22 protein-coding genes and 1 pseudogene are annotated in these 23,605 nt (G+C 42.7%); 10 read left to right on the top strand and 13 right to left on the bottom strand.

Going from position 1 to position 23,605, the window contains the following annotated elements; all coding sequences use genetic code 11:
- Position 1 precedes the first annotated feature (1 nt).
- Positions 2-2,005, bottom strand: coding sequence for an excinuclease ABC subunit UvrB (gene uvrB / locus MiAbW_RS00655; protein ID WP_151694484.1), 2,004 nt, complete (start codon positions 2,003-2,005; stop codon positions 2-4).
- Positions 2,006-2,196: 191 nt separating this feature from the next.
- On the opposite strand from uvrB, the gene MiAbW_RS00650 reads away from it, so the two are divergent.
- Positions 2,197-2,688, top strand: a complete 492-nt coding sequence (locus MiAbW_RS00650) for a hypothetical protein (protein WP_151694483.1) — start codon at positions 2,197-2,199, stop codon at positions 2,686-2,688.
- A gap of 313 nt (positions 2,689-3,001) precedes the next feature.
- Positions 3,002-3,685, top strand: a complete 684-nt coding sequence (locus MiAbW_RS00645) for a DALR anticodon-binding domain-containing protein (protein ID WP_151694482.1) — start codon at positions 3,002-3,004, stop codon at positions 3,683-3,685.
- A gap of 129 nt (positions 3,686-3,814) precedes the next feature.
- Here the strand turns inward: MiAbW_RS00645 and MiAbW_RS00640 are convergent, their stop codons facing one another.
- Positions 3,815-4,645: a hypothetical protein gene (locus MiAbW_RS00640; protein WP_151694481.1), complete on the bottom strand. Its 831-nt coding sequence runs from the start codon at positions 4,643-4,645 to the stop codon at positions 3,815-3,817.
- Positions 4,646-5,009: 364 nt separating this feature from the next.
- On the opposite strand from MiAbW_RS00640, the gene MiAbW_RS00635 reads away from it, so the two are divergent.
- The 3 genes and pseudogenes from MiAbW_RS00635 to MiAbW_RS19845 all read left to right on the top strand — a co-directional run.
- Complete coding sequence (locus MiAbW_RS00635) at positions 5,010-5,504, top strand: hypothetical protein (RefSeq protein WP_002784781.1); 495 nt, start codon at positions 5,010-5,012, stop codon at positions 5,502-5,504.
- 349 nt (positions 5,505-5,853) lie between these two features.
- Positions 5,854-6,444: a Uma2 family endonuclease gene (locus MiAbW_RS00630; protein WP_151694480.1), complete on the top strand. Its 591-nt coding sequence runs from the start codon at positions 5,854-5,856 to the stop codon at positions 6,442-6,444.
- A gap of 1,028 nt (positions 6,445-7,472) precedes the next feature.
- Positions 7,473-7,661: pseudogene (locus tag MiAbW_RS19845) on the top strand (IS30 family transposase); the annotation flags it as partial.
- An 80-nt stretch (positions 7,662-7,741) separates the two neighbouring features.
- Here the strand turns inward: MiAbW_RS19845 and MiAbW_RS00610 are convergent.
- The 3 genes from MiAbW_RS00610 to aroC form a co-directional block, all read right to left on the bottom strand.
- On the bottom strand, positions 7,742-9,508 hold the full coding sequence (locus tag MiAbW_RS00610; protein WP_151694478.1) for a hypothetical protein: 1,767 nt from the start codon (positions 9,506-9,508) through the stop codon (positions 7,742-7,744).
- A gap of 495 nt (positions 9,509-10,003) precedes the next feature.
- Positions 10,004-11,206: a glycosyltransferase family 4 protein gene (locus MiAbW_RS00605; RefSeq protein WP_151694477.1), complete on the bottom strand. Its 1,203-nt coding sequence runs from the start codon at positions 11,204-11,206 to the stop codon at positions 10,004-10,006.
- A gap of 13 nt (positions 11,207-11,219) precedes the next feature.
- Entirely contained in the window at positions 11,220-12,320 is a 1,101-nt protein-coding gene (gene aroC, locus MiAbW_RS00600; RefSeq protein WP_151694476.1) for a chorismate synthase, read from the bottom strand.
- A 482-nt stretch (positions 12,321-12,802) separates the two neighbouring features.
- Between aroC and sfsA the strand changes: the two genes are divergently transcribed.
- Entirely contained in the window at positions 12,803-13,522 is a 720-nt protein-coding gene (gene sfsA, locus MiAbW_RS00595; protein WP_151694475.1) for a DNA/RNA nuclease SfsA, read from the top strand.
- A gap of 127 nt (positions 13,523-13,649) precedes the next feature.
- Here the strand turns inward: sfsA and MiAbW_RS00590 are convergent, their stop codons facing one another.
- The 3 genes from MiAbW_RS00590 to MiAbW_RS00580 form a co-directional block, all read right to left on the bottom strand.
- On the bottom strand, positions 13,650-14,210 hold the full coding sequence (locus MiAbW_RS00590; RefSeq protein ID WP_151694474.1) for an NYN domain-containing protein: 561 nt from the start codon (positions 14,208-14,210) through the stop codon (positions 13,650-13,652).
- A gap of 73 nt (positions 14,211-14,283) precedes the next feature.
- Entirely contained in the window at positions 14,284-14,952 is a 669-nt protein-coding gene (locus tag MiAbW_RS00585; protein WP_151694473.1) for an energy-coupling factor ABC transporter ATP-binding protein, read from the bottom strand.
- Between the two features lie 172 nt (positions 14,953-15,124).
- Entirely contained in the window at positions 15,125-15,382 is a 258-nt protein-coding gene (locus tag MiAbW_RS00580) for a hypothetical protein (RefSeq protein WP_151694472.1), read from the bottom strand.
- A gap of 782 nt (positions 15,383-16,164) precedes the next feature.
- Here MiAbW_RS00580 and MiAbW_RS00575 point away from each other — a divergent pair.
- The gene (locus MiAbW_RS00575) at positions 16,165-16,785 is read left to right on the top strand and encodes a vWA domain-containing protein (protein WP_151694471.1); all 621 of its coding nucleotides are present in this window, start codon (positions 16,165-16,167) and stop codon (positions 16,783-16,785) included.
- Positions 16,786-16,834: 49 nt separating this feature from the next.
- On the opposite strand, the gene glgA is transcribed toward MiAbW_RS00575, so the two are convergent.
- The 5 genes from glgA to MiAbW_RS00550 all read right to left on the bottom strand — a co-directional run bounded on the left by glgA (position 16,835) and on the right by MiAbW_RS00550 (position 21,496).
- Complete coding sequence (gene glgA, locus MiAbW_RS00570) at positions 16,835-18,262, bottom strand: glycogen synthase GlgA (RefSeq protein WP_151694470.1); 1,428 nt, start codon at positions 18,260-18,262, stop codon at positions 16,835-16,837.
- Positions 18,263-18,422: 160 nt separating this feature from the next.
- Positions 18,423-18,623: a photosystem II assembly protein Psb35 gene (psb35, locus tag MiAbW_RS00565; RefSeq protein ID WP_150977892.1), complete on the bottom strand. Its 201-nt coding sequence runs from the start codon at positions 18,621-18,623 to the stop codon at positions 18,423-18,425.
- A gap of 59 nt (positions 18,624-18,682) precedes the next feature.
- Positions 18,683-19,090, bottom strand: a complete 408-nt coding sequence (locus tag MiAbW_RS00560) for a gamma-glutamylcyclotransferase family protein (protein WP_151694469.1) — start codon at positions 19,088-19,090, stop codon at positions 18,683-18,685.
- Complete coding sequence (locus MiAbW_RS00555) at positions 19,087-20,112, bottom strand: aldo/keto reductase (RefSeq protein ID WP_151694468.1); 1,026 nt, start codon at positions 20,110-20,112, stop codon at positions 19,087-19,089. Before MiAbW_RS00555 ends, MiAbW_RS00560 begins: the two co-directional genes overlap by 4 nt.
- Positions 20,113-20,767: 655 nt before the next feature.
- Entirely contained in the window at positions 20,768-21,496 is a 729-nt protein-coding gene (locus tag MiAbW_RS00550; protein WP_151694467.1) for a GDSL-type esterase/lipase family protein, read from the bottom strand.
- Positions 21,497-21,723: 227 nt separating this feature from the next.
- On the opposite strand from MiAbW_RS00550, the gene MiAbW_RS00545 reads away from it, so the two are divergent.
- The 3 genes from MiAbW_RS00545 (at position 21,724) to MiAbW_RS00535 (ending at position 23,547) form a co-directional block, all read left to right on the top strand.
- Entirely contained in the window at positions 21,724-22,617 is an 894-nt protein-coding gene (locus MiAbW_RS00545) for a methylenetetrahydrofolate reductase (protein WP_151694466.1), read from the top strand.
- 119 nt (positions 22,618-22,736) lie between these two features.
- The gene (locus MiAbW_RS00540; protein WP_002768918.1) at positions 22,737-23,039 is read left to right on the top strand and encodes a hypothetical protein; all 303 of its coding nucleotides are present in this window, start codon (positions 22,737-22,739) and stop codon (positions 23,037-23,039) included.
- Between the two features lie 22 nt (positions 23,040-23,061).
- The gene (locus tag MiAbW_RS00535; protein ID WP_151694465.1) at positions 23,062-23,547 is read left to right on the top strand and encodes a GNAT family N-acetyltransferase; all 486 of its coding nucleotides are present in this window, start codon (positions 23,062-23,064) and stop codon (positions 23,545-23,547) included.
- Positions 23,548-23,605: the final 58 nt, after the last annotated feature.

Here is a 23,605-nt window from a genome sequence, read left to right as displayed (position 1 = left end):
TTTATCTAACATGATTTAATAACTTATCGCGCAATTGCTTAATCCGATCACGGTATTTAGCCGCTGACTCGAATTCTAGATTTTTCGCCGCTTCTTTCATTTGCGCTTCTAGTTGTTGAATTAATTCGGGAATTTGTTCCAAAGAAAGTTCTTCTATATTCTCACAAACCTGCTCTAATTGTTGGGAATTTAGACGACGGGAAATATCCAGAAAAGCCAAAATTGAATTACTCGACCTTTTAACAATCGGTTGCGGAATAATCCCATGTTTTTGGTTATATTCCTCTTGAATAGCGCGCCGTCTCTTGGTTTCTTCGATCGCATTAATCATGCTATCGGTGAGATTATCTCCGTAGAGAATTGCCTGACCGCGAATATGACGAGCAGCCCGGCCAATGGTTTGAATTAAAGAGCGGGTAGCCCTTAAAAATCCTTCCTTATCTGCGTCTAAAATCGCCACTAGAGACACTTCCGGCAGGTCTAACCCCTCGCGAAGCAAATTTACCCCGATCAGCACGTCAAAGACCCCTTCTCGCAGGTCTTGAATAATCTCAATCCGTTGAATTGATTGAATTTCCGAATGCAGATATCTAACTTTAATTCCCCTTTCTTGCAAGTATTCGGTTAAATCTTCGGCCATGCGTTTAGTTAAAGTGGTAATCAAAACCCGTTCATTTAACCGCACTCGCTCCTTAATTTCCCCTAATAAATCATCCACTTGTCCCTCGGTTGGTCGCACAAAAATCTCAGGGTCTAAAACTCCCGTCGGTCGGATAATTTGTTCGACAATGCGATTTTCTGACTGTTCTAATTCCCAATCTCCCGGAGTGGCCGAAACAAAAATACATTGATTAACTTTCTGCCAAAATTCTTCCGACTTCAAAGGACGATTATCCGCAGCGCTGGGTAAACGAAACCCGTGATCGATCAAAACTTTTTTTCGTGATTGATCGCCATTATACATCCCGCGAATCTGCGGCACACTGACATGAGATTCATCCACAACTAATAACCAATCTTGGGGAAAATAATCCACCAAACATTCCGGCGGTTCCCCCGGTAATCTACCCGCTAAATGCCGCGAATAATTTTCTACTCCGTTACAATAACCCACTTCCTGCAACATTTCTAAATCATAACGAGTCCGCTGATCTAAACGTTGCGCTTCCAGTAATTTGCCCGCTTTTTCTAACTCCAACAAACGATTATCTAACTCGGTTTTAATATCCCGACAGGCCACCTCTAAACGTTCCTCCGGGGTAACAAAGTGACGGGCCGGATAAATACTAATTCGCTCTAATTTTTGCAAAACTTCCCCCGTCAGGGGATCGAGATAACGAATACTTTCAATCTCATCGCCAAAAAAATCAATTTTAATCACCCGATCCTCGTAAGCGGGAACAATTTCCAAAATATCGCCCTTCAGACGAAAACGACCGCGAGTTAACTCCAAATCATTGCGATTGTACTGCACTGACACCAAGGCCCGTAATAATTGCCTTTGGTCGAACTCTTGACCAACTGTTAAGGAAATCGCCGCTTTTAGGTATTCCGCAGGCATTCCTAAACCATAAATACAACTAATGGAAGCGACGACGATCACATCCCTGCGTTCAAATAGCGATCGCGTGGCCGAATGGCGCAGCATATCGATCTCATCATTAATCGAAGAACTCTTTTCGATGTAGGTATCGCTGACGGGAATATAAGCCTCCGGTTGATAGTAGTCGTAATAGCTGATAAAGTATTCCACGGCGTTATTGGGGAAAAATTGCCGCAATTCGTTACATAATTGGGCGGCCAGGGTCTTATTATGGGCTAGGACAAGGGTAGGCTTGCCAATTTTCTCGATCACAGCGGCAATGGTGAAGGTTTTGCCGGTGCCGGTTGCCCCTAGGAGGGTTTGGAAACGATGCCGGTTTTGCAGGGAATCTAGCAATTGATCGATCGCTGCCGGTTGATCCCCAGTGGGTTGAAAGGGTGCTTGTAGTTGAAAAGCGGACATTAGCGGCTAGGTGTAGAGAACAGGCAAAATAAATTATCAATCAAATTACCAACACTTATAGGGTTTTGGGAAAGAAAGATGTATCTTAATATTAGAGAGGATTTTAAAAAAAGATTAAAAGTCTTCGAGAATACCCTAAACTTAAATCTTATCGTTTCCCCGAAGCTATTAACGGAAAGGAGTATCAGGTTATGACGGTGGAAAATCTAGAAACGAACGGGACTCAAACCCCGGCAACCACAGAAGAAAAGACCAGCAGCTCACGCGGTAAAGCTACTACGGCTAAAACCGCCAAGGATAAAGAAGTGGTCGCCCTTTCGGTGAAAAACAACGCTGAACCGGCTTCCAAAGCGTTAAAATTCTATCAACCCGAACATCGCTTACCCGAAAATCGTCCTGTTGGTACTAGCCATCTTCACTTCACGGAAGATGAAATGTTACCAGGGGGTCGTCCCGTGGAAGTTAGCCATCTGAAAGTGGTTAGTACCTATTCTTCCGTCGGTGGATTGCGTCCTGTCGGCTCTAGTGGTATGGAAGTCAGTAGCACTCTAGCGATTTCTGGCAATCGTCCGATCGCTCTCAGTCATCTGCACATTAGCGAAACTTATACAGTCATGGGTAATCGTCCCGTTGCTTCCAATGAAATCGATGATCCCGAAACTTTAATGGGATTTTTGGATTAATTGTTTTGTTGGTCAAGATAGATTTTTTCCCTGTCCCGGACGGGGAATTTATTTTTTTTCCCTTTACTTAATCACGATATTGAGCAATTAGTTGGTATTTTCCCGGTTTTAATTGCAGAGGGAATAAGCCATCCTGAGAGATTCCCTAACTGCTAATCATTCCCTTGGGATTAGTTTCCAAGTGCCAGCGACTAAAATAAGTAATTCCTCGATCGACTTGACTGGTATCATTTGAAATGACTACACAGCAAGCAACCCACAAAATTGGTCAATTGTCCATAGCGTTTGAGATGCCCTTTTCCTGCTTCTGAGTATGAATTTTATCGGCAATCATCCCTCGATCGAGCATTGTTTAAAACAACAATTAATTAATATTTTTCCAGAAAACAACCATAAATTAACTTTCTATCGTTGCCCAAAAACTGATAGTGTCCTCTATCGTTCACCTCTGTTTTATTATTTTACGCCCGCTCAATGTCAAGCGATATTTAACCATTTAATCGCCCTTTTTCCGCAAATTCAGCTTAGGGAAGGATGGCTAGAATTATTATTAGATCAGCAATTTTTGTCCTTTTGGTTACTGAAACTAAATGATTTAATCGATAAATTTTTCTCCGATCAGCTTCCTTTCCATCCCAGAGGAGAATTTTTCTTTTTATTTCAATACACTCACGCTCGCTATTCTAGTTTGTTACCACTGCTCAATCGGGAAAAAATTAGATTAACCGATCCAGAACTATTATCGTGGCATCATCCCGCCGAAATAGCCTTAATACTGCAAATTTTAACCGTTTGTGATTGTTGGGAACGCCAGAAACTCTATCCCCTAACCGCAAATTTTTGCGAAGCGATGCTCAATTTTGAGCGTAACTGTCGCATTATCGGAGAATCGGCCCCAATTCAGCGATCGAGATTAATCCTGATTAGCGTCAGTCAAAAACTACTTAACCGTCTTCTCCGTCAAAAATGGCAACTGCTACCGTTGACAGAACTATAAAAATATTAACTTTTGTGAATTTAGTGGACGAAACCATCAGCTTATGATAGATTCTAATTAGTGTGAGGAGCGAACCAGAATAGAGAGCCGAGACGAAACATGGACAGTCGCCGGCTCTCTTTCTGTTGTTCAGGAATTATCTTTTTCTTGGCGATATTTAATAAAAGTGGGCAAATCAACCCGAAAAGAGGAATATTTCGGGGAAGGAGAGATGAGAGGTGCGGGCCAATCCCTGTCTTTCTTATTTAAGGATTCTACTGGCTCAATTGTCTCTAATTCCGCTAAAAACTCATCGATGGGAGCCACTTCATCGCTTTCTTGATTCTCTGTCTGAGACCAAGGCTCGATCGCCGCTGCCTTGGCGACAATGGCTGAATCTGGGGGAGAATTGCGATCGCTACCGCGCTGGAAATACTGAGCCAAGGCCGCTTTATACTGGAGGGTGTAGCGTTGTTGACGTTGAAGACGGGTGCGTAATTCCTGTAATTGCTGGTCATAGTTGCACAGTTTTTGGCTTTTTTCCTGATAACTTTCCTGAATTAAGGCACATTCTCGCTCTAAACGGGCTAATTGTTGACGGTTCCGGGTCAATTCTGCGGTTAAATTGGCAATGATCATCGGTTGTCGCTGTTCTGCTTGACGATACTGTTCGATTTCCCCTAAAGCTCGCTGTAATTGTTGCTTTTCGTATTGCAGTTCCTCGTTTTGCTGCTGGATTAGGGTATCGCAACTTTGCAAGCGACGATGTTGCTCGGCCAACTGCGATCGCAGTTCTGCGAGAGCTTGCTCTCGTCGCCAGATCTCCGCTTGTAATTCTTGATTTTGTTGACGTAAATGAGAGGATAGAGCTGCCCAATCTGTCTCATCTGTTGATTGACTCTCATGCTCGACAATTTCAGCAGTGATGACAGTATCCGCGTGGGTGAGATGATCGAGGTACAGGTCGGAATTATCGTTCATAAAAGCCAAAGGATGAGGAAACCTAGAAGTTTAGAGACGTTGAAAGCCTTCTATCGTTCCAAAAAAAAATGGGAACCGCATTGTTAGAGACTGCCGCGCGGTTCCACTGCCGATCCTTGAGAGGAGAACACTATAAATAACCATAAGCTTATTAGGAATTTTTGTCAATACTTAATGATAAGATTTTTCATTAAAGTAGAGGGGAGAGGGGAATCGACTAATTCCTAGATAACCTGAGTTCGGGTATCTGGCCCGGGGCCAGGGAAGAATTAGCCACAGCAAAATTGATACAAGCATCGGTCGAGCGGGTTAGCGGCTCGATATGCTTCAATAATCCTATAGTTTTTATTTTCCTTGTCGTATCATGCCACGTCCCCCGAAGAAAACCCCTAGCACCCCTGAACCCCCCGAAGAGCCAATTAAAGCCACTCCTCCCCTACAACCTCTACAAATTATTAAAAAGGGTTCTAGAGCAGCAGTACCCCCTAAACCCCCGGAAACCCCTCCAGAAATAATTGAGGAAAAACCAGCCGCAGAAACGGTAAAATCAGTCAGTAGTGAGATAAAATCTCCCCTCCGTCCCCGTTCTGATTCGGCTCCTCTATTCCGAAAACCGATTCCCAAAGCAGAAATTCCCGTCATCGAAAAAGCGACGGGAGCCAATGGCGAAGTATTTAATCTGACCGATTCTGTCCTCATTACCGAACCTTTTGGTACTCGTATTCCTGCTATTATTGATAGTTTTTATGCTGATGATCAAGGCGAAATCTGGGCGCGACTCAAACCAGTGGAAGTTAATCCCGATTGTCGCTGGGAACAGGCCTGTATTCGCTCTCAGGGTTTGGTAAAAGCTGAGTAAGACAGTTATCAGTTATCAGTTATCAGATTTGAGTTTTAAGTGTGCAGTATTAACAGGTAATTCTCTTGCATAATTAATTTTTGAGGGTTCAAAAACGTTAAAAATAAGGATTAAGTTGCCTAAAATCTGTAAATAGACCCTTAATTCTCCTGACTACTGACTCCTAATCCTAACAACAATTTTTGATTTTTACAAGAGGTCTGATGATTTGGTATTCTCAAAAGGTTTACTGATCAAGGGTATGGTATGATTAAGGGTAGTTTGTCAGACTGTGATATTTTTCACGATAATCTGTTTTTATCTGATATCATGTTGAGAAACATTCACTCTCTAAATTTGGGTTTAAATTATGATAACTACACTCATCGAACGAGAAGCAGAACCAATTTTAATTAGTGACTTAACTTGGAGAGAATTTAAAGCTGTTGAACAGCTAATCGATCGCCCAGGGTTAAGGTTATCTTTTTTAGATGGAGTTTTGGAGATTAGAAAAATGCCAGGGAAAAAACACGAAACTATCAAAAAACGTATTGCTTCTTTAGTAGAAATTTATTTAGAATTTTTGGGATTAGATTTTACTCCTACTGGTTCTGTCACCTTAGAAAATGAATTTGAAAAGGTTAAAAGAGAAGGTGATGAATCTTATGAGTTGGGAGCCAATAGAAAACATCCTGATTTAGTGATTGAGGTGGTTGTTAGTAGTGGAGGAATTAATAAACTGGAAGCATACAAACGGTTACAAATTCCCGAAGTTTGGTTTTGGATGAATGATGAGTTATTGTTTTATAGTTTAGGAAATGAGGGATGTGAAGCTGTTAGTAAATCGCAACTTTTACCGAGTTTAGATGTAGGTTTATTGATGCGCTATATTAATACAGAAAATCATGCTCAAGCACTGCGGGAATTTAGAGCAGGGATAAAAATTATTGAATCAACATAACAATATAAAATGGTAATTTTTTCTGCCTATCTAAAGATTATGGGTTAACTTAACAGTGGGAAAATGCCGAGAATTAAATTCTCAATATTCCATCACAAGGGAACAAGTTTTTAACCGTTTTATCGCCTCCGTATTATTAGAAGAAAGACGAGCAGGTAATATTCCTGCTTAGGAAGGAATTAGGATTGTAAGAGAAAGAATTTAATAGCGATATGAATCCTTAAAAAGACAGTATTTTTCGGAAAATGCTCTCATACTAAATCCGTTTATTAAAAACTGATTATTTATTCTCCCCTTTGCCTTTTGCCTCTTGCCTTTTGCCTCTTGCCTTTTGCCTGTCTTGATATGTAGCCTATACTCAACAGATTTAATATTATTCATTCTTAATTCTCCTGACTTGAAAGAGGGTGTAGGGTGTGGGGTGTAGGGAAGGAAACCTCTTTCATCTCTGGTGGTGAAAATTTTTTCATCGGGACTGACTCCTGACTACTGGCTACTGACTCCTAACCAACCAAGACAATTTTTGATTTTTAGAAGAGGTTTATAATCAACAGCTTATCTAGCTGATGGCTGACGGCTGATGGCTTTGATATCTGGACTTCCCCCATACAGAAATACTAAAAAATTAACAAAACCCTTACTGCATGGAGCTTCTCAGAAAAAATTGAAAAGACGCTACTGGGTACATTTTCCCTTTGAAAATGCCTGTACCGTTGACTGTATCTAGAGTAGAGCGATTCCGTAGAGTTGGCTGTATAGTGATCGCTAACCTTATTGTAACAGATGGTGTCATTAATCTCTAGAGTCAGCGATTCCCTCTGTAGCCATGTTTTTGATGGTTTTCTGCCCCGAAACAAGCTATAATGGTCGAAGAGTCAAATTTGAAAAATTTTGCCTCAAACCCTGTCTGCGTAAGAATTTCAGGAGTTTGTACCCAGTAGTTTATTAGTATTACATTGCTTTAACTCAGGCTCTGTAAGACTTTGAGCCATAGCTAGTATGTTTATACGGGGGAAGTCCAGTGATATAGAGGATTAAATGAACATACCAATGGATTGCTAAGGCAATTCTTTCCCAGACAAACAAATTGCAGAATCAAGAAACCTGCTGAACTTGAAAGATTGTTTGATTTGATTAATCACAGACCTCGAAAATACCTTGACTATCAAACTCCCGATGAAGTATTCTACAAACATACTTCAGACTTCTTTGCATTGACTATCAAACTCCCGATGAAGTATTCTACAAACATACTTCAGACTTCTTTGCATTTCAGATATGAATCGGCGATTTAAACTCAGGGCATTGCATTTTGATTTCCTACATTCATATCTCTGTTATGCAACGCAAAAACATCATAATACATTAAGGATACAGTAGTAAAAAAATTATGCAGGTTAGTATTTGAATTAAAATTTTCCAGTTTTGTTGTTTCCTCAAACAACTCCCTGCTTACAAAATCCCAAACTTGGGATTGTTCATTATCTAGACAAAAACTTCTTAATTTCAGAAATAAGTGATTTTGAGAACAAGCTAGAAAATTGTAGCGATTAAAGGCAGGATTACTGTTGATTGCATTTTTACTGGTAGTCTTTATCTTGATCTTTTTTTGTAAATAACTTCCTAATAAGTTAATGAGAACATTTTGGGAACGCCAAGTTTGATTATTGAAGGGAAGTTGATGTAGTGAGGGAATTTTTCTGATTATTTCGTAATGGATAGGTGATGTATATCTTCTTTGGGCAGACATACCAAGCGCTACTTCTAAAAGAGGACGAGTACAAAACAATTCAAATGAGTTTTTTGACCTGACTTGATTTCCAAGCCAGCGTCTCATACGTTCTTGAGTATAGAAGAAGTCTAGTATATCTGCGGGCGGAATACCATCATTGAAGCAATTTTGTACGAATTCATTCAAATATTGTTTAACTAAAAATTGTCCTTCTGTCTTAGCAATTGTCTTAAACTTAAATGTTTGATTAGTCAGATACTTCTGTATCGTGTTTTTTTCATATCCATGCCGTCCCATTAAAAAAGCAGCATCACAATAATTTCCTCTAACAATTTCCCCTCCTCCTCCTCCTAGATATATCGAGGTGTCTTGACTATTCTCCAATTTTGCTATTGCGATCAAGTCTGGTGCATACATCAAATTGACCATACCATCAGATTGTTTCATTAAACTTAAACTTATGGTATCCCACATTTCAACTATTTCTCTTTCTATCACTGTCACTATTTGGTGATCAAGAGTCATATTTTGGGCAATTGCTTTAGCAATTGTTGCATCATAACTATCAGGATGTCCATAGGTAAAGTATTCTGCGTTAATTTCGGCTAAAGTCAAAATAGTTAGGAGAAGTCGCGTATCTAGACCCCCTGTTAAGCCACATCTAATCCTTCTGAAATTAGTTGGTAAGATTTCACACATTCCAATTAACCTACTCAATAATAACTCGATATTCGGATACTTTAAGTTGTTTTCTGAATAGGTTTTCTGTTCTGAATAGTTTTTCTGTTTTGGTACTGGTAAATTTATATCAAATTGCCAATGTTGTGCGCTAGGTATAACTTTCACTCCTGAACATAAAGTTCTATCATGTCCAGTCCATCCTAGACAAAGAAATAGATTAACTCCTAGTGAATCAAAAGAGGTCGAGTTAATTACTTTTTGAATTAGACTTACACTATTACTAATTAACCATGTTTTTCCACGATTCCAGTAATAAACTTGATAGAGTCCAAGGTAATCGTTAACAACTTCAATTTTAAGTGGGTGGATAGATATCTTAATAGCGACAAACTTCCCTTCTAAGACTGAAAATATTTCCCCCCAGTGATCATTTAATTCTCTTGCATTCTGAGTATTAAAAGTATTTTGATAATTAACTATTACTCCATCATAAAAAACAACGGTATCCTGATCATAGAAAACATTAGAATTAACAAATGGTTGTGATTCTGGAATATATCCAAATATTGAGCCACTCTCGAATTTACAAGACCATAATTTCGATGAATCTAATGAAGGATAGCTTTTGGATGTTTCAGCAAGTTGATCCAAAACTATATGTTGAATTTTGCTTGATATGTGCCAGCCTATAGCGGTGTGCAGTCGTATGAGGTACAGTGTCACGAGCTATAAACCATGCTAGGCAAAGCTTAGTCTGTATCTCACTCAATCGCTTACCGCTATATAATAAATAAGTTCATTGGGTTATCCTCTAAATCACAGTAACCGTTTAACCGTTTAGGGGGGGCAAAATTATGCTAACATAGAAAGTAGCAAGTGGCAAGGTCTGGCAAGTTCGCAGCGGGAGCATCTCACCTTTGCAATGAGCATAAATATTTAGTGGAAAAATAGGCTTTTCGAGGGTAATTCTTGTTTTAATTCTCCATGTACGCAGTCTTTAAAAGCCTCTATTTCGTTCCAAGACACGATTAAGAGTGGCTTTTAGGCTAAGTATAATTACTTATCGCGTAAGTGAGATGCTCCCGTTCGCAGCTTTCTTTTCACTGATTACTGTTTACTATTCACTGATTACTGTTCACTGAAAAATCAACTCAATAACCAATCTAGATGATCCTGTAAACATTGCTTGAGGTCGTAGCGTTGCTTGATAGTTTCCCTAGCATTTAAACGCAGATTTTGCCAACCCTGGGGATAATCTAACACTTCATCGACGCGATCGGCTATTTGTTGGGGAGAAAAGAAATCCACTAATAAACCATTTTCCCCATCGGTAATTAATTCTCGCACAGGGGGAGTATCGGAACCAATCACGACGCAACCCATCGCCATAGCCTCTAACATTGACCAAGAAAGCACAAAAGGACGGGTAAGATAGACATGGGCCGCCGATGCCTGTAAAACCTGTTTATATTGACCGTAGGGCAGAGAACCGGTAAAATGCACCCGAGATAAATCCAAAGAAAGGCTTTCTAACATCAATTGTTTATAGGTTTTGCCGTCCGGTAGAGTTTTCCCATAAGCGACCCGATCCTCTCCGACAATCACGATATGACAGTTAGGCCGACGGGCTAAAATTAGGGAAACAGCCGTCATAAATTGGGGAAAACCGCGATAGGGTTCCATTCCCCGGGTTGCATAGGTGACAATCTCCTTAACACCCGATAAGTCTAAACCTATCTCTGGAATCACTAACTGCACATCGGGACGGGGACAGAAATAGTCCGTATCGATGCCATCGTGTAAAACCGTCAGTTTCGAGTGAAATTCGCTGGGAAATTGTTGTTTTTGCCAGATAGTCGGCGATAAACCTCGATCGCAACTGACCAGATCGATCAGGATTGGCGCATTTTTAATTCTAATCCGGGCCTCGGCATCAGCATTAAGGGGATCCGCCGGATCAAAATCAGCATCGGAACCATGGGCATGATAAAACCATTCAAAATAGGCTAAAAACTTAGTTTTCGGGAAAATATCCTTGATAAATAGACCCGGCCCCCAGCCAGAATGTGCATAGACAATATCGGGATAAAATCCTTGATTTTTCAGTTGTTGGCAAACACCATAAACCGCTTGACCTTGTAAAACCGCACTTTCCAGGGGACGGACATAATGATGGGTTTGGGGAGAAACAGCGCGACTTTCCTTGTAAATAAATTTTTTTACCCCCGCTATCTCTCCCTCTTGCCTGGTAGTGCCGAAAATCACTTGATTTCCGGGGTCTTGAGCCAAAACCGTGATTAAATGGCGAAATTGGGCGGGAAAATTGGAATGAAGGAATAAAAATTTCATCGCGGGTAAAGGTTTAGAAAAAGCGATCGCTAATCGTACATTGTCCCTGAAAACGGAGCAGATGATCGCATAATACCAAAGCCATCATCGCTTCTACCATTGGGACGGCCCGGGGTAAAACGCAAGGATCGTGTCTTCCTTTGGCTGCCAGGGTGGTTTCTTCCCCGCTGCGCGTCACGGTTTTTTGTTCTTTACCGATAGTCGCGGTGGGTTTAAAAGCGATGCGGATAATAATATTTTCACCGTTACTGATTCCTCCTTGGATGCCTCCCGAACGATTGCTCGTGGTGCGAATTTCCCCGTTATCATCGATAAAATACTCGTCATTGTGTTCGCTGCCGGTTAAGAAGGTTCCCGCGAATCCCGATCCGATTTCAAATCCCTTACTCGCGGGTAAGGACATCATACCTTTAGCTAAATCGGCTTCTAGCTTATCAAAAACTGGTTCTCCCAGACCTTTCGGCACATTTCTGGCTACACATTCCACCACACCGCCGATCGAGTCCTTATTCAGGCGAATTTGGTCGATCAGGGCGATCATTTTGGCGGCCGTTTCCTCGTTGGGACAACGCACCATATTACTTTCCACCTCGTCGAGGGTGACGGTGTTGGGGTCGATGATTGCCTCAATATCTTTAATTCGCTTCACATAACCGATAATCTCGACATTATAGACAGATTTAAGGATTTTTTTAGCGATCGCTCCTGCGGCCACCCGGCCGATGGTTTCCCGGGCCGAAGATCTGCCTCCTCCTTTCCAGTTGCGAATGCCGTATTTTGCCTCGTAGGTGGCATCCGCATGGGAAGGTCGAAATTTCTCGGCCATTTCGTTGTAATCTTGCGAACGAGCATCCTGATTCCGCACTAAAATAGCGATCGGTGTACCGAGGGTTTTGCCTTCAAAAACGCCCGAAATTATCTCACAAATGTCATTTTCCCGACGCGGGGTCACGATTCTGCTTTGTCCAGGTTTGCGACGGTCTAAATCGATTTGAATCTCCTCTTGGGAAATGTCTAAGCGCGGAGGACAACCATCGATAACCACTCCTACCCCACCCCCGTGAGATTCTCCAAAAGTGGAAACCCGAAATAGTCGTCCGAAAGTGTTACCCATAATCTCAATGTCTATTAAGCCTCAAGGTTTTATTGTACCTGAACGGTTATCAGTGATCAGTGATCGGTGATCAGATGTGAGTTTTTAGTGGACAGTCTCAAGTAGAAAATTGCCGTTTTCTTGTCAATGATGCCATTTTTCAAAAGTAATCGCAGAGATGGTTAATTTCCCTTACCCCCACAACCAAAGGGAGAGGGAAGTAAAATTCCGGCTCTTTTATTCTTTGTGTGATAAGTTTAACTTATATAAGACCGATCAATCTTTGTGTCTTTTCTGTCTTTGTGGTTCGTTCCATTCGCTCGCCAGCAGGACTGTATTTTAGAATACATTTTACCCACCAAACCCAAGAGAGTAAAATGCCTGCTACGAATAAAGGAAAATAGTATGATTACTGTTTACTGATAACTGAAAGGTCTCCTTTCTTCAGTTTAAGATGCCAAAAAAAGGCTATTCTTTACTTTATATAGCCCGGCGAAAATTTGATGACTTCCTTGTTGGTTCACACCTATCCTTCTCTTGTCCAGGGTATTTTAATTAAACGTTACAAACGCTTTTTTGCCGATATACAACTGGACAACGGAGAATTAATTACGGCCCATTGCGCTAATACCGGACCGATGACGGATGTATGTGTAGAGGGTCAACCGGTCTATCTTTCCCGCAGTGATAACCCGAAGCGAAAATTAGCTTATACCTGGGAGATGATTCAACTGGGGAAGACTTGGGTGGGAGTTAATACCAATCTTCCTAATCAGGTGGTGAAAAATGCCCTGTTGCAAGGTGTTTTTCCCGATTTGGTCAAAAATGACACCGAAGTGCGATCGGAAGTGGCCTACGGTCAAAATAATGGCAGTAGAATTGATTTTCTGTTGACCCATGGTGATAATTCCCTCACCTATATCGAGGTTAAAAATACCACTTGGAATCAGGGAGAAACGGCACTTTTTCCCGATACTGTCACCACGCGAGGACAGAAGCATTTAAACGAATTAATGGCTTTATTGCCAGCAGCGGAGGCGATTATGCTCTACTTTATCAATCGGGGTGATTGTGACCGGTTTGCTCCGGGGGATAGTAAAGATGCTAAATACGGGCAGTTATTGCGTCAAGCAGTGGCTAAAGGAGTCAAAGTTTTACCCTGTCGCTTCCAAGTGACACCCACGGGAATTAATTATTTAGGTTTAGCAGAATTGCAGCTGTGAAACCAGTGGTTTAGATCGGCCGGCTTTTAACAAAATCCTCGAACCGCAACTGACCTTGAAAAGCCTAGAGACACAGTTACCTGTGCCTCTAATGGGGATTTTGTCGATACATATTTGAGGTAATTTGTCAAGGTTTTTGATAACTAATTCCGTGGCGCATTTTCTCTAATTTCTGTTGCACCTTAGCATCGAGAGAATGGAATAAAAAACGCCCTTTGGGACTTTGAGAAGAACTCTGGGATTTTCTCAGACGACGACCGGTTAAATCCACCTCGATTTCCAGACGTTGAGCGGAAATCCACTGGGCCCCATAACCCATAACGGTCATTTTTTGGGCATTATCAGAGGTAGCGACGATAATGCGTCCGATAGCTGGGGCGCGATCGTGCCAAAAATCGGCACAGGTTTTCTCGATATAGGTGTCGGCGGTTTGAGCGTGAGCGGTAAAATAAACCGATAAATGGTTAGTGTAGCGTTCCTGGCTGCCGGGGGTATCTTGAAGGTAGGAATCGAAGACGATTTGGGTTTGATAACCCTGATGGTGGGTGTAACCGATTAGGGTTTCAATTAACTTGTCTCGCGCCGGTTCGAGACCGTGGCGATCGCTAATTTTTTTCAGGGACGGCCAAGCGCCGATGACGTTGTAGCCGTCAACCAGCAGGAGAGAACGATCAGAAGAGTTAAGCATGGCTTTGAGAGTAATTCGTGTGGCATTAAGGGCAGTTCTAAAAAACAGCGTCCTAATGATATTAACAAAAAATCTAGGATTCTCCCGCCGCACTTGCCAATAATCTCGCTTTTAATTCTAGGGCATTTCCCTGATCCGTTACCTTACCACCCTCCAACAAAAATGCTCCATCGCTGTAATCCAATTCATCAAGGCGATGGGTCACCCAAAGGGCCGTAATTCCCCGGTTTTTGACCAATTTCTGCACTTGAGAGACTAATTCTAACTGAGTATCCCCATCCAAAAGGGCGGTGGGTTCATCAAAGAGCAAAACCTCGCAATGACGAGCTAAAGCCCCAGCAATGGCGATTCTTTGCTTTTGTCCGCCACTAAGAGCATATATCGGTCGTTTTTCCATTTCTAATAAATTCACCGCCCCTAGGGATTCCCGCACCCGCGCCCGAATTGCCGGCGTGGATAAACCCTCGGATACCAACCCAAAAGCCACATCTGCCCCCACTGTTGGCATAACTAACTGATGGTCGGGATTTTGAAAAACAAAACCGAGGGGGTTGGGTATCTCTATTTCCCCGCGACTAGGTTTTAATAATCCCGCTAATAATCGCAGCAGGGTTGATTTACCGCTGCCATTTGTCCCCAACAACATCCAAAATTCTCCTCTGGGAACTTGCAAAGAGCAGCCATTTAATACTGATTTCCCATTCGGCCAGCTAAACCAGAGGTCTTTTACTTTTATCGTCATGAATTATTAGCCTTTTCAGTTATCAGTGTCACTGATCAGTTATCAGTTATCAGATTTGAGTTTTTAAGTGTGCAGTATTAAATAGAAGTTTCCTACTGTCTTTTTACTGCTCACTGATTACTGATTACTGGTTACTGCACACTGATAACTGATTCAAGAACTATTCTGTGGCTCAAGCGACAAACCCCGGCGCTCTACCGGTGGAGGCAGCCCCAGATTTTTGTGACACAATCACCGCACTGATCTGATTGCTAAAAACCGCCACCTTTTTATCGGTTTGTTTTTCGCAGGTTAATTCTAATAATTCGGGATTCGGCGATCGCATAGCGTTAAGAATTGTTTGATACAAAGCGTCTGCTCCTGCTTCTTCCTTGCGCTGCAAGGAAATGGGGATGGGCGAGAGTTTCAGGGTAATATCGATCGAATACATGGTTTAGCGTTCCCTTCGAAAAAACAAGTCAAAAACCATTGTATAGCAGGGGTTGGGAAGTCAGTGATCAGTTATCAGTGATCAGATGTGAGTTTTCAGTTCACTGATTGCTGTTTACTGTTCACAGCGAAAATCTCCCCCTTAACCATCACCCGCCACAGATAACCTTAGGGTTATAACCCTGACTGCCTGACACATCTTGGGGAATCACTGACAGGTTAAGGCAGGTATGCGAGAGAACCAAATCAAAGAAATCTTGTTCAGCTCGCTTTGAAGCAAAAACTGGTTCGGGATTTTTGGGGAGAAGGGCAATAGGCATAAGAAGTTCTCGTCCCTTATGAAAAACTCCTTGTAGCCAACGTAAGCCAATTTTGGTGCGAGGATGAAAGTAGATTTGGTTGTCATACTACTGCTCGGAATAAAATAACTCTTTTTTGTGACCAATCATTCGATCGCTTATCGTAGGATTAGTGCGATCGCTTTTTTGTTTGGGGTATCGGGTTAAGAAATTTTCAGACTTTTTTCATTTTAGCCCGACCGGTTTTCTGGCGATAGTTTCTGCTGTTGCTGGCGCTGTCTCCCCCTCAATAGTTAAAAAACCCTAGTCGATCGAGGTGGAGTTTCCATCCTAGAGTTTAATAATTATTAGACTATAGCGGTAAGCGATTGAGTGAGATACAGACTAAGCTTTGCCTAGCATGGTTTATAGCTCGTGACACTGTACCTCATACGACTGCACACCGCTATAGGACGAGCGCAAATTGCTTGGAGGTATAGCCCCTATGGCCAGTGAAAGTGTTGTACAGGACAGAGATTATACTCTGATTATTGACAAAAGTGGCAGTATGTCCACGGCTGATAGACCCAGCGAGAAAACCCGTTGGCAAATTGCCCAAGAATCCACCCTTGCCTTGGCTAGAAAGTGCGAGGAAATCGATCCCGACGGCATCACTATCTATCTTTTCTCTGGACGTTTCCGACGCTATGATAATGTTACATCCGATAAGGTGACGCAAATTTATCAAGAAAATGAACCGATGGGGAGGACAGACCTAGCCGCTGTTCTCCAAGATGCCCTCAATAATTATTTTCAGCGCAAAACTGCCGGCAAAACTAAACCAAACGGAGAAACTATTCTGGTGATTACCGACGGAGAACCAGATGATCGCAAAGCGGTGATGCGTCAAATTATCGAAGCTTCTCGAAAACTCGATAACGATCAAGAATTAGCGATTTCTCTGATTCAAGTAGGACATGATCGACAAGCAACCGAATTTCTTAAAGCTTTAGACGATCAACTAGAATCAGCAGGGGCCAAATTCGATATCGTTGACACGATTACTATCGATGATATGGAAGATATGACCCTAGCGGAAGTTCTTCTCAACGCCATTACCGATTAATTTCTGCTGGAGTAGGGGGGATAGATCTTCACCCCTACTACAGGGGGATTTAACTGCTAGTCAGGGCGACAAATTTATCCTTTTCTTCATCGGATAATTGATCCGATTGTCCGGTGATTTGTTTGTAGATTTTGAGATATTCCAAAGCGGATTTATACCAACTGAAATCTTGAGTCATTGCCCGTTGCTGTAGTTTTTGCCAATCCTGTTTATAACGGAAACTTTCCCAAGTCCGGATCATACAGGTAAACAGGTCTAAAGGTTCATAGCGATCGAAACTAAATCCCGTTCCTTTTTCCTGAATCGGGTCGTGGAAAGACACTGTATCGACTAAACCACCGGTGCGACGGACCATGGGGATGCAACCATAACGCATGGCCATTAATTGGGAAATGCCGCAGGGTTCAAAACGGGAAGGCATTAACAAAGCATCGGCCCCCCCATAGATGCGACGGGAAAGGGCATCACTATAGAGAAGATGCAGGGACATTCGCCCCCGGAAACGGGAAGTCATCTCCCATAGTTGGGTTTCATAATAGCGATCGCCTGTACCCAAAATAATCAATTGAGCATCGGTATAGGTGAGAAAGCGATCTAAAATTTGCATCACTAGATCAATACCTTTTTGTTCCACCAAACGCGTCACCATCCCCATGACAAAGGCATTTCTGCTGACCTGTAGCCCCACTTCTTCTTGCAGGGCAATTTTATTGGCCAGACGTTTTTCTAGGGTTTCTGGGGTAAAATTCTGCTTAAGATAAACATCTTTCGCTGGGTTATACACCTCCGTATCGATACCGTTGACAATCCCCACCAGATTGCCGGAAATATAGGACAATAATCCCTCTAAATTTTCGCCATAAATGGGGGTCTGTATTTGATGGGCATAGGTCGGAGAGACGGTAGTGACGCGATTAGCAAATTGAACCGCCGCAGCCATGGTATTATCGCCCTGCATATACCAAGGACACCAAGTCATTTTTTCTAACGCCTCCCGCCAAGGCCCCTGGTAGGCGAGATTATGGATCGTAAAAACGGTGCTAATATCGGGGTCTTGGTGCATCCAGACGGGAATCATGCCCGTATGCCAATCATGACAGTGAATAACTTGCGGTTTCCAGTAATTCCAGGCAAATTCCGCCGCACCATTGGCAAAAAGGGTAAATCTCCAGGCCTCATCTTCGCCTCCGTAGATACTGCGTCCGGAGAAGGCTAGATGACCAAAGAGGTAGAGGGGAATGTCCGTATCGGGTAAAACCGTTTCATAGACTAAAAAATCCTGAAACATGGCGAATCCTGACCAAATGGGTTCGGAAGGGATCTCCATTTTTTCCTGAAGAAAACCGTAGTAGGGCAGGAAAATCCGCACGTCATGACCTAGCTGACGCAAGACTTTCGGTAATGCCCCAATTACGTCCCCCATTCCCCCAACTTTGGCAATCGGGGCGGCCTCGGCACCCACAAATAGAATTCGCATACTGTTCCAGCTTCTGTGAAGATCGATATGGGCAATGTTAGTGATTATAGGGGAATTATTCACCCAATCGATCAAATATCTTGATTATTTTCCCGGCTGTTGGGGATTTGTCAGTTATCAGCCAACAGTATGATAACTGATCACTGATTACTGTCTTTTGCTAGGATTGAGAATCAGAATCTACCTCGGTCTTTACTTCGGGGATAATATCGGGTCTTTGGGCATCTTCCCAACCAACTGGGCGTTTAGAATTGTACCAAGCGATCGAACCGATGGTGACAGCAGCGAGAAAACCGACCACATAAACTGCTACAAAATAAACGGGGAATTTGCCACTGGCCACTTCTAGGAGTAGATACATAATTTTTTCACGATTAAGCTTTTAATTTGTATATCTTAACAGAATCGGCCCGATCATCCCTATTCTCGATCGCTACTGGTCCAGCAACCGGAAGGCAGCCAAACACCCCCATGAAAAGCTATTTTTGCCGGTGTCATCATATATCCCCAAGCTTCGCCGATCAATTCTCGCTCTAGATTATAAATAGGAATTCTGCGACGCTGATACTCGTTTTCTTCTGGAGGTCTGCCGGGTTGATAATCTTCCAAACTATCCAAAAGCCCCATATCATAATCTGCGTTAAAAGTCAATAAAATTCCCTTGACCCAGCCCTCGCCCTCGGTCAGTCCGGGATAACCGAGGGCGGTAAGATGGTATAAATGCCCCTTTGTGTAAGCGGTTTTAGAGTTGATCACTTTTCCTGCACAGTAGGCAGAATAGTTACTTTCCTTGGGTTTCAGGGTTCCATAAACAAAGACTTCTATCATCGATCCAATTGTGCCGCTACTCCTCCTAATAGGATATCGCGAACAAATTGACTGGCTAAAAGTTCGTGGGGAAAACCGAGGGAAATGGCACTGATATTATCGAGTCGTTGCAGATGTTCCCTGGTTAGGTTAAAGTCCACACAGGCGAGATTATCCTGCAATTGAGACAATCTTCGAGCGCCAATGATGGGAATTACGGAGTTAGGGCGATTTCTCAGCCAATTTAATGCCACTTGTGCCGGTGATTTCTCGATTTCTCTGGCAATCTCTAGAACGGTCTCGGCAATTTTCAGATCGCGATCAAAAATTTGAAAAGGTTGGTCGGTCATGCTTAAACGACCATCGACGGGGTTGGGTTGATTATATTTTCCCGTTAAAACTCCCCCTCCCAGGGGACTCCAAGCTGTCACCCCGATATTTAATGCCTTGGCCATGGGCAATAATTCCCGCTCGGGGGTGCGTTCCTTGAGAGAATATTCTATTTGTAGTCCGATAAAGGGTGTCCATCCCCGTAGGGTGGCCAGGGTGTTTGCTTGGGAGACAATCCAAGCAGGACTGTCAGAAATGCCGATATAAAGGACTTTTCCCATCCTGACTAAATCATCGAAAGCGCGCATCACTTCCTCGATAGGAGTGAGAGAGTCCCAAAGATGAAGCCAGAGTAAATCGATGTAATCAGTGCCTAAACGCTTTAAACTAGCTTCTACCGCTTGAAAGAGGTTTTTTCGATGATTTCCGCAGGCATTGACATCGCCGGGGCGGGTGTTGAGAGAATATTTGGTGGCGATTACCCATTTTTCTCGATCGCCCTTGACAAATTCCCCCACTAATGTTTCACTGGTTCCGTTAGTGTAGAGATTAGCGGTATCGATAAAATTGCCGCCCGCTGCCGCAAAAGCCCGAAAAACCGCCCAACTTTCCTCTTTATCCGACCCCCAACCCCAATCTTCCCCGAATGTCATCGTTCCCAAACATAGTTCGGAAACTCGCAGACCACTATTACCTAAAAGTTTGTAACGCATATTTCCAGTAGGGTTTCTTAGCCTAGTCTAACGGCAAAAATCTTCACTGTAGGTAAATTGTATTAAATATTGGCTCTTTCCCTGTCTATTTTGGCAATAATTCCTCCCCTTTAGGTATCTAGGGTTTACTGAATAAATCTAGGTAATTATTTGGTAGTAGTGCCGTAGCCCTCTTGCTTATCTGGTCTGAATTGTGTAAAATATTTATTAATAAAAATAATTGGAACCCAATCAGTCTTTAAACCTCTAGCTTGATCGTGACTTTTCTGATCAATATCTTTTTCTGGCTCCTGTCTGGCTTACTCAAATATGGCTCTTCTGGTTTCCGTGTGGCAACGAGGTCTATACTGACAGTTTTTCCCGCCAAATAGTCCTAAAAGTCTTGCCCGATCAGCACTTCAGGATTACATGGGCAAAAATTATCACACAAGGTCGAGAAGAGCCAGCTATTTGACCTTTTTTGTACCTTTCTTCTAGACTTTATTTAGTCTAAACCTTTTTCCTAGATGCATTTCAGGCTTTTTCAGCCAACCCTAGTTAGTCAGACTTGCAGCGTTTCTCAGATCTGGAGTTTAGACTAACAGGGTTTGACCAGTTTATTTGCTGGCTCTTCTGGTTTCTGTAACGCCGCTAGAACCACTGAGAACAGAGGATATCACTTTTGTGCAATTCCTGTGAACGGTTGAATAAAACCATCCACACCGACAAAGGAGGTGAGGGGCGACCAGTTTAAAATATCCTCTAAAATTGATTGATAGCCCTGGACATTGGGATGAAGTCCATCTTCCATTAATCTTTCTTGGCACCACAGACCACCCCGGTCCATCCAGAGGTCAAATAAATCGAGATAGGGAATATTCTGCTCTAGACAAGCTTGTTTAGTGGTTTCTTTAAAACTATACTGATCGCGATGGTTGAAGTAAAAACAATCTAAAAAGGGCATTTTCCGCTCATCCACGGGAATCATACCTACAAACAAAACCGGGCAAAGAGAACGGGCCCGGGCGAGTAAATGTTCCATTTGAGTTTGAAAAAGATCGTGATCGGTGTAGGTGCGACCATCGGGCCGGCCTAAGCGGGCTGTATCATTAACACCGACGGAGAGAAGAATTAGGTCAGGGAGACGATTGCGAATTTCACCCCTAAGACGAAATTCCTGTTCTAAACGTTCGGACACTTGTACCACTCGATCGCCGCGAATACCCAAATTATACAGGGCATGACCGGCACTTTCCATCCACAAACGACGTAGGCGTTCGGCCCAACCGCCACCCACGGGGTCGCCATAGCCATACACAAGGCTATCACCTAAAGCGACGATTTTGAGGGGATGAGTCATGATTAGGGCTTTGTCTTTAGTAGGTAAACGAGAAAGAGTTTGCATGATCGCTCGATCGAATCGGTTATCCTTTACACTTGTAAACGAATTTGGTTAAACTGTCCGTGTATTATACTACATTAGAAATTTTTTCCTGCCAGTTAACTTAAATATCAGCCAGGCACTGACACCGACCAGTATAAAGCGGCGCCGCCCGATGATCATTGCTTCCATCCCAGTCATTTCCGGGCTAAATCTGCTATAGAATCTATGATTAAAACCTAGATAAATTGATGACTACTCGTTTACGACGCGCGGTTCAAGACCGAGAATTTTTGATTACAGCCGAGATTACTCCCCCGAAAGGGGGTAATGCCAGTCATATGCTAGAAATGGCCCTATGGCTAAAAAATCGCGTTCATGCGGCTAATATTACCGATGGCAGTCGCGCAGTAGTGCGAATGTCCTCTCTGGCTGCCTCCGCTATTCTCTATCAACACGACATCGAACCCATCTGTCAAATGGCCTGTCGCGATCGCAATGTGATCGGATTACAAGCAGATCTCATGGGTGCTCATGCTTTGGGATTGAGAAATATACTAGCTTTAACTGGAGATCCTGTCAAAGCAGGAGATCATCCCCAAGCTAGAGCAGTTTTTGACCTAGAATCGGTACGTTTGTTAAAATTAATCGATAAATTGAATAAAGGTTTTGACTTTAACGATAAATCTTTACCAGATGGACCCCTAGAACTTTTTGCTGGGGCTGCCGTCGATGTGCAGTCAAAAAGTTGGTCTGGTCTTCAAAGCCGTTTTGAGCGTAAAATCGAAGCGGGAGCGCAGTTTTTTCAAAGTCAATTAGTTACGGATTTCGAGTGTCTTGATAAGTTCATGCAGCAGGTGGCCTCCCTCGCCGACAAACCGATTCTAGCGGGGATTTTTCTGTTAAAATCAGCTAAAAACGCCGCTTTTTTAAATAAAAATGTGCCGGGGGTACAAATTCCCGATCAGATCATTCAACGACTCGCTGATGCACCTCATCCCCTCGAAGAAGGTATCAAAATCGCCGCCGAACAAATAAAATTAGCCCGGCAGTTATGTCAAGGTGTCCACATCATGGCAATAAAACGAGAGGATTTAGTCCCGAAAATTCTCGATGCGGCTGGTATTCCGCCAATACATAACTGATATAAAAAGTCAATAGTTTTTATAAAAAATTAACTTTCATTTTGACTAGCGGTCTTTTGACAAGAATTCTACCCCTAACCTAGGATGGGAAGGCTGAAAGCATCTTCGGGGTTAAAAGCATGGATTCCAATCTAGGTCAAGAAAAAGAGAATAGTTGTGGTGGGCGAAAATGGTTGTCGATCGGTATTGCCCCCACCGGTATAATTTCTATTGGTATTGTTCCCATGGGCGTTATTTCCATCGGTATTGTTCCTATGGGAGTAGTTTCCATTGGAACTGTGGCCATGGGGACAATTGCAGCCGGTTTTGTGTCCATGGGACTTTTCAGTATTGGTAGCGTTGGGATGGGATTAAATAACGGGCATTTTTCCAATCTTAATTCTCCCCCTGCTGAATCTCCCCATAAACATCATCAGCATTAAAATCAAGATTTGACCAGCAATCATGAATTATTCTATCCGTGCTGCCGTTGCTACCGATGTCAAGGCTATTTTTGACTTAATTGTCGCCCTAGCGGCCTATCAAGAACTCAGCCATTTAATGACAGGAAATAGTCAAGCTTTAGGGGAGCATTTATTCGGAGAAAAACCCTACATCGAAGCATTGGTGGCGGAAGTAGAGGGTAAAATAGTCGGTTTTGCCCTATTTTTTGCTAACTATTCCACCTTTATAACTAAACCGGGGATTTACCTAGAAGATATCTTTGTTTTACCCGATTATCGCAGTCAAGGTATCGGGAAAGCTTTACTAATGGCTGTGGCTAAAATTGCCGTCGCTAGGGATGCAGGACTTTTAGAATGGACTGTCTTAGAGTGGAATCAACTGGCGATCGATTTTTATGGAAAAATGGGGGCTAAGGTCTTCCAAGAGTGGCAAATTTGTCGTCTCACCGGGACAGCTTTAACCCAATTGGGTAATATCGATCAATAAGTCAGACCTTTTGCCGATCCCGGAACTTTGTGATCGATCGAGACTCCTTGCTATACTA

This window comes from Microcystis aeruginosa NIES-4325 (assembly GCF_008974145.1).
In the GTDB taxonomy this organism is placed as follows: Bacteria; Cyanobacteriota; Cyanobacteriia; order Cyanobacteriales; family Microcystaceae; genus Microcystis; species Microcystis aeruginosa_G.
Note: the sequence above shows the minus strand (reverse complement) of the source record. Positions and strands in the feature narration are given on the sequence as shown.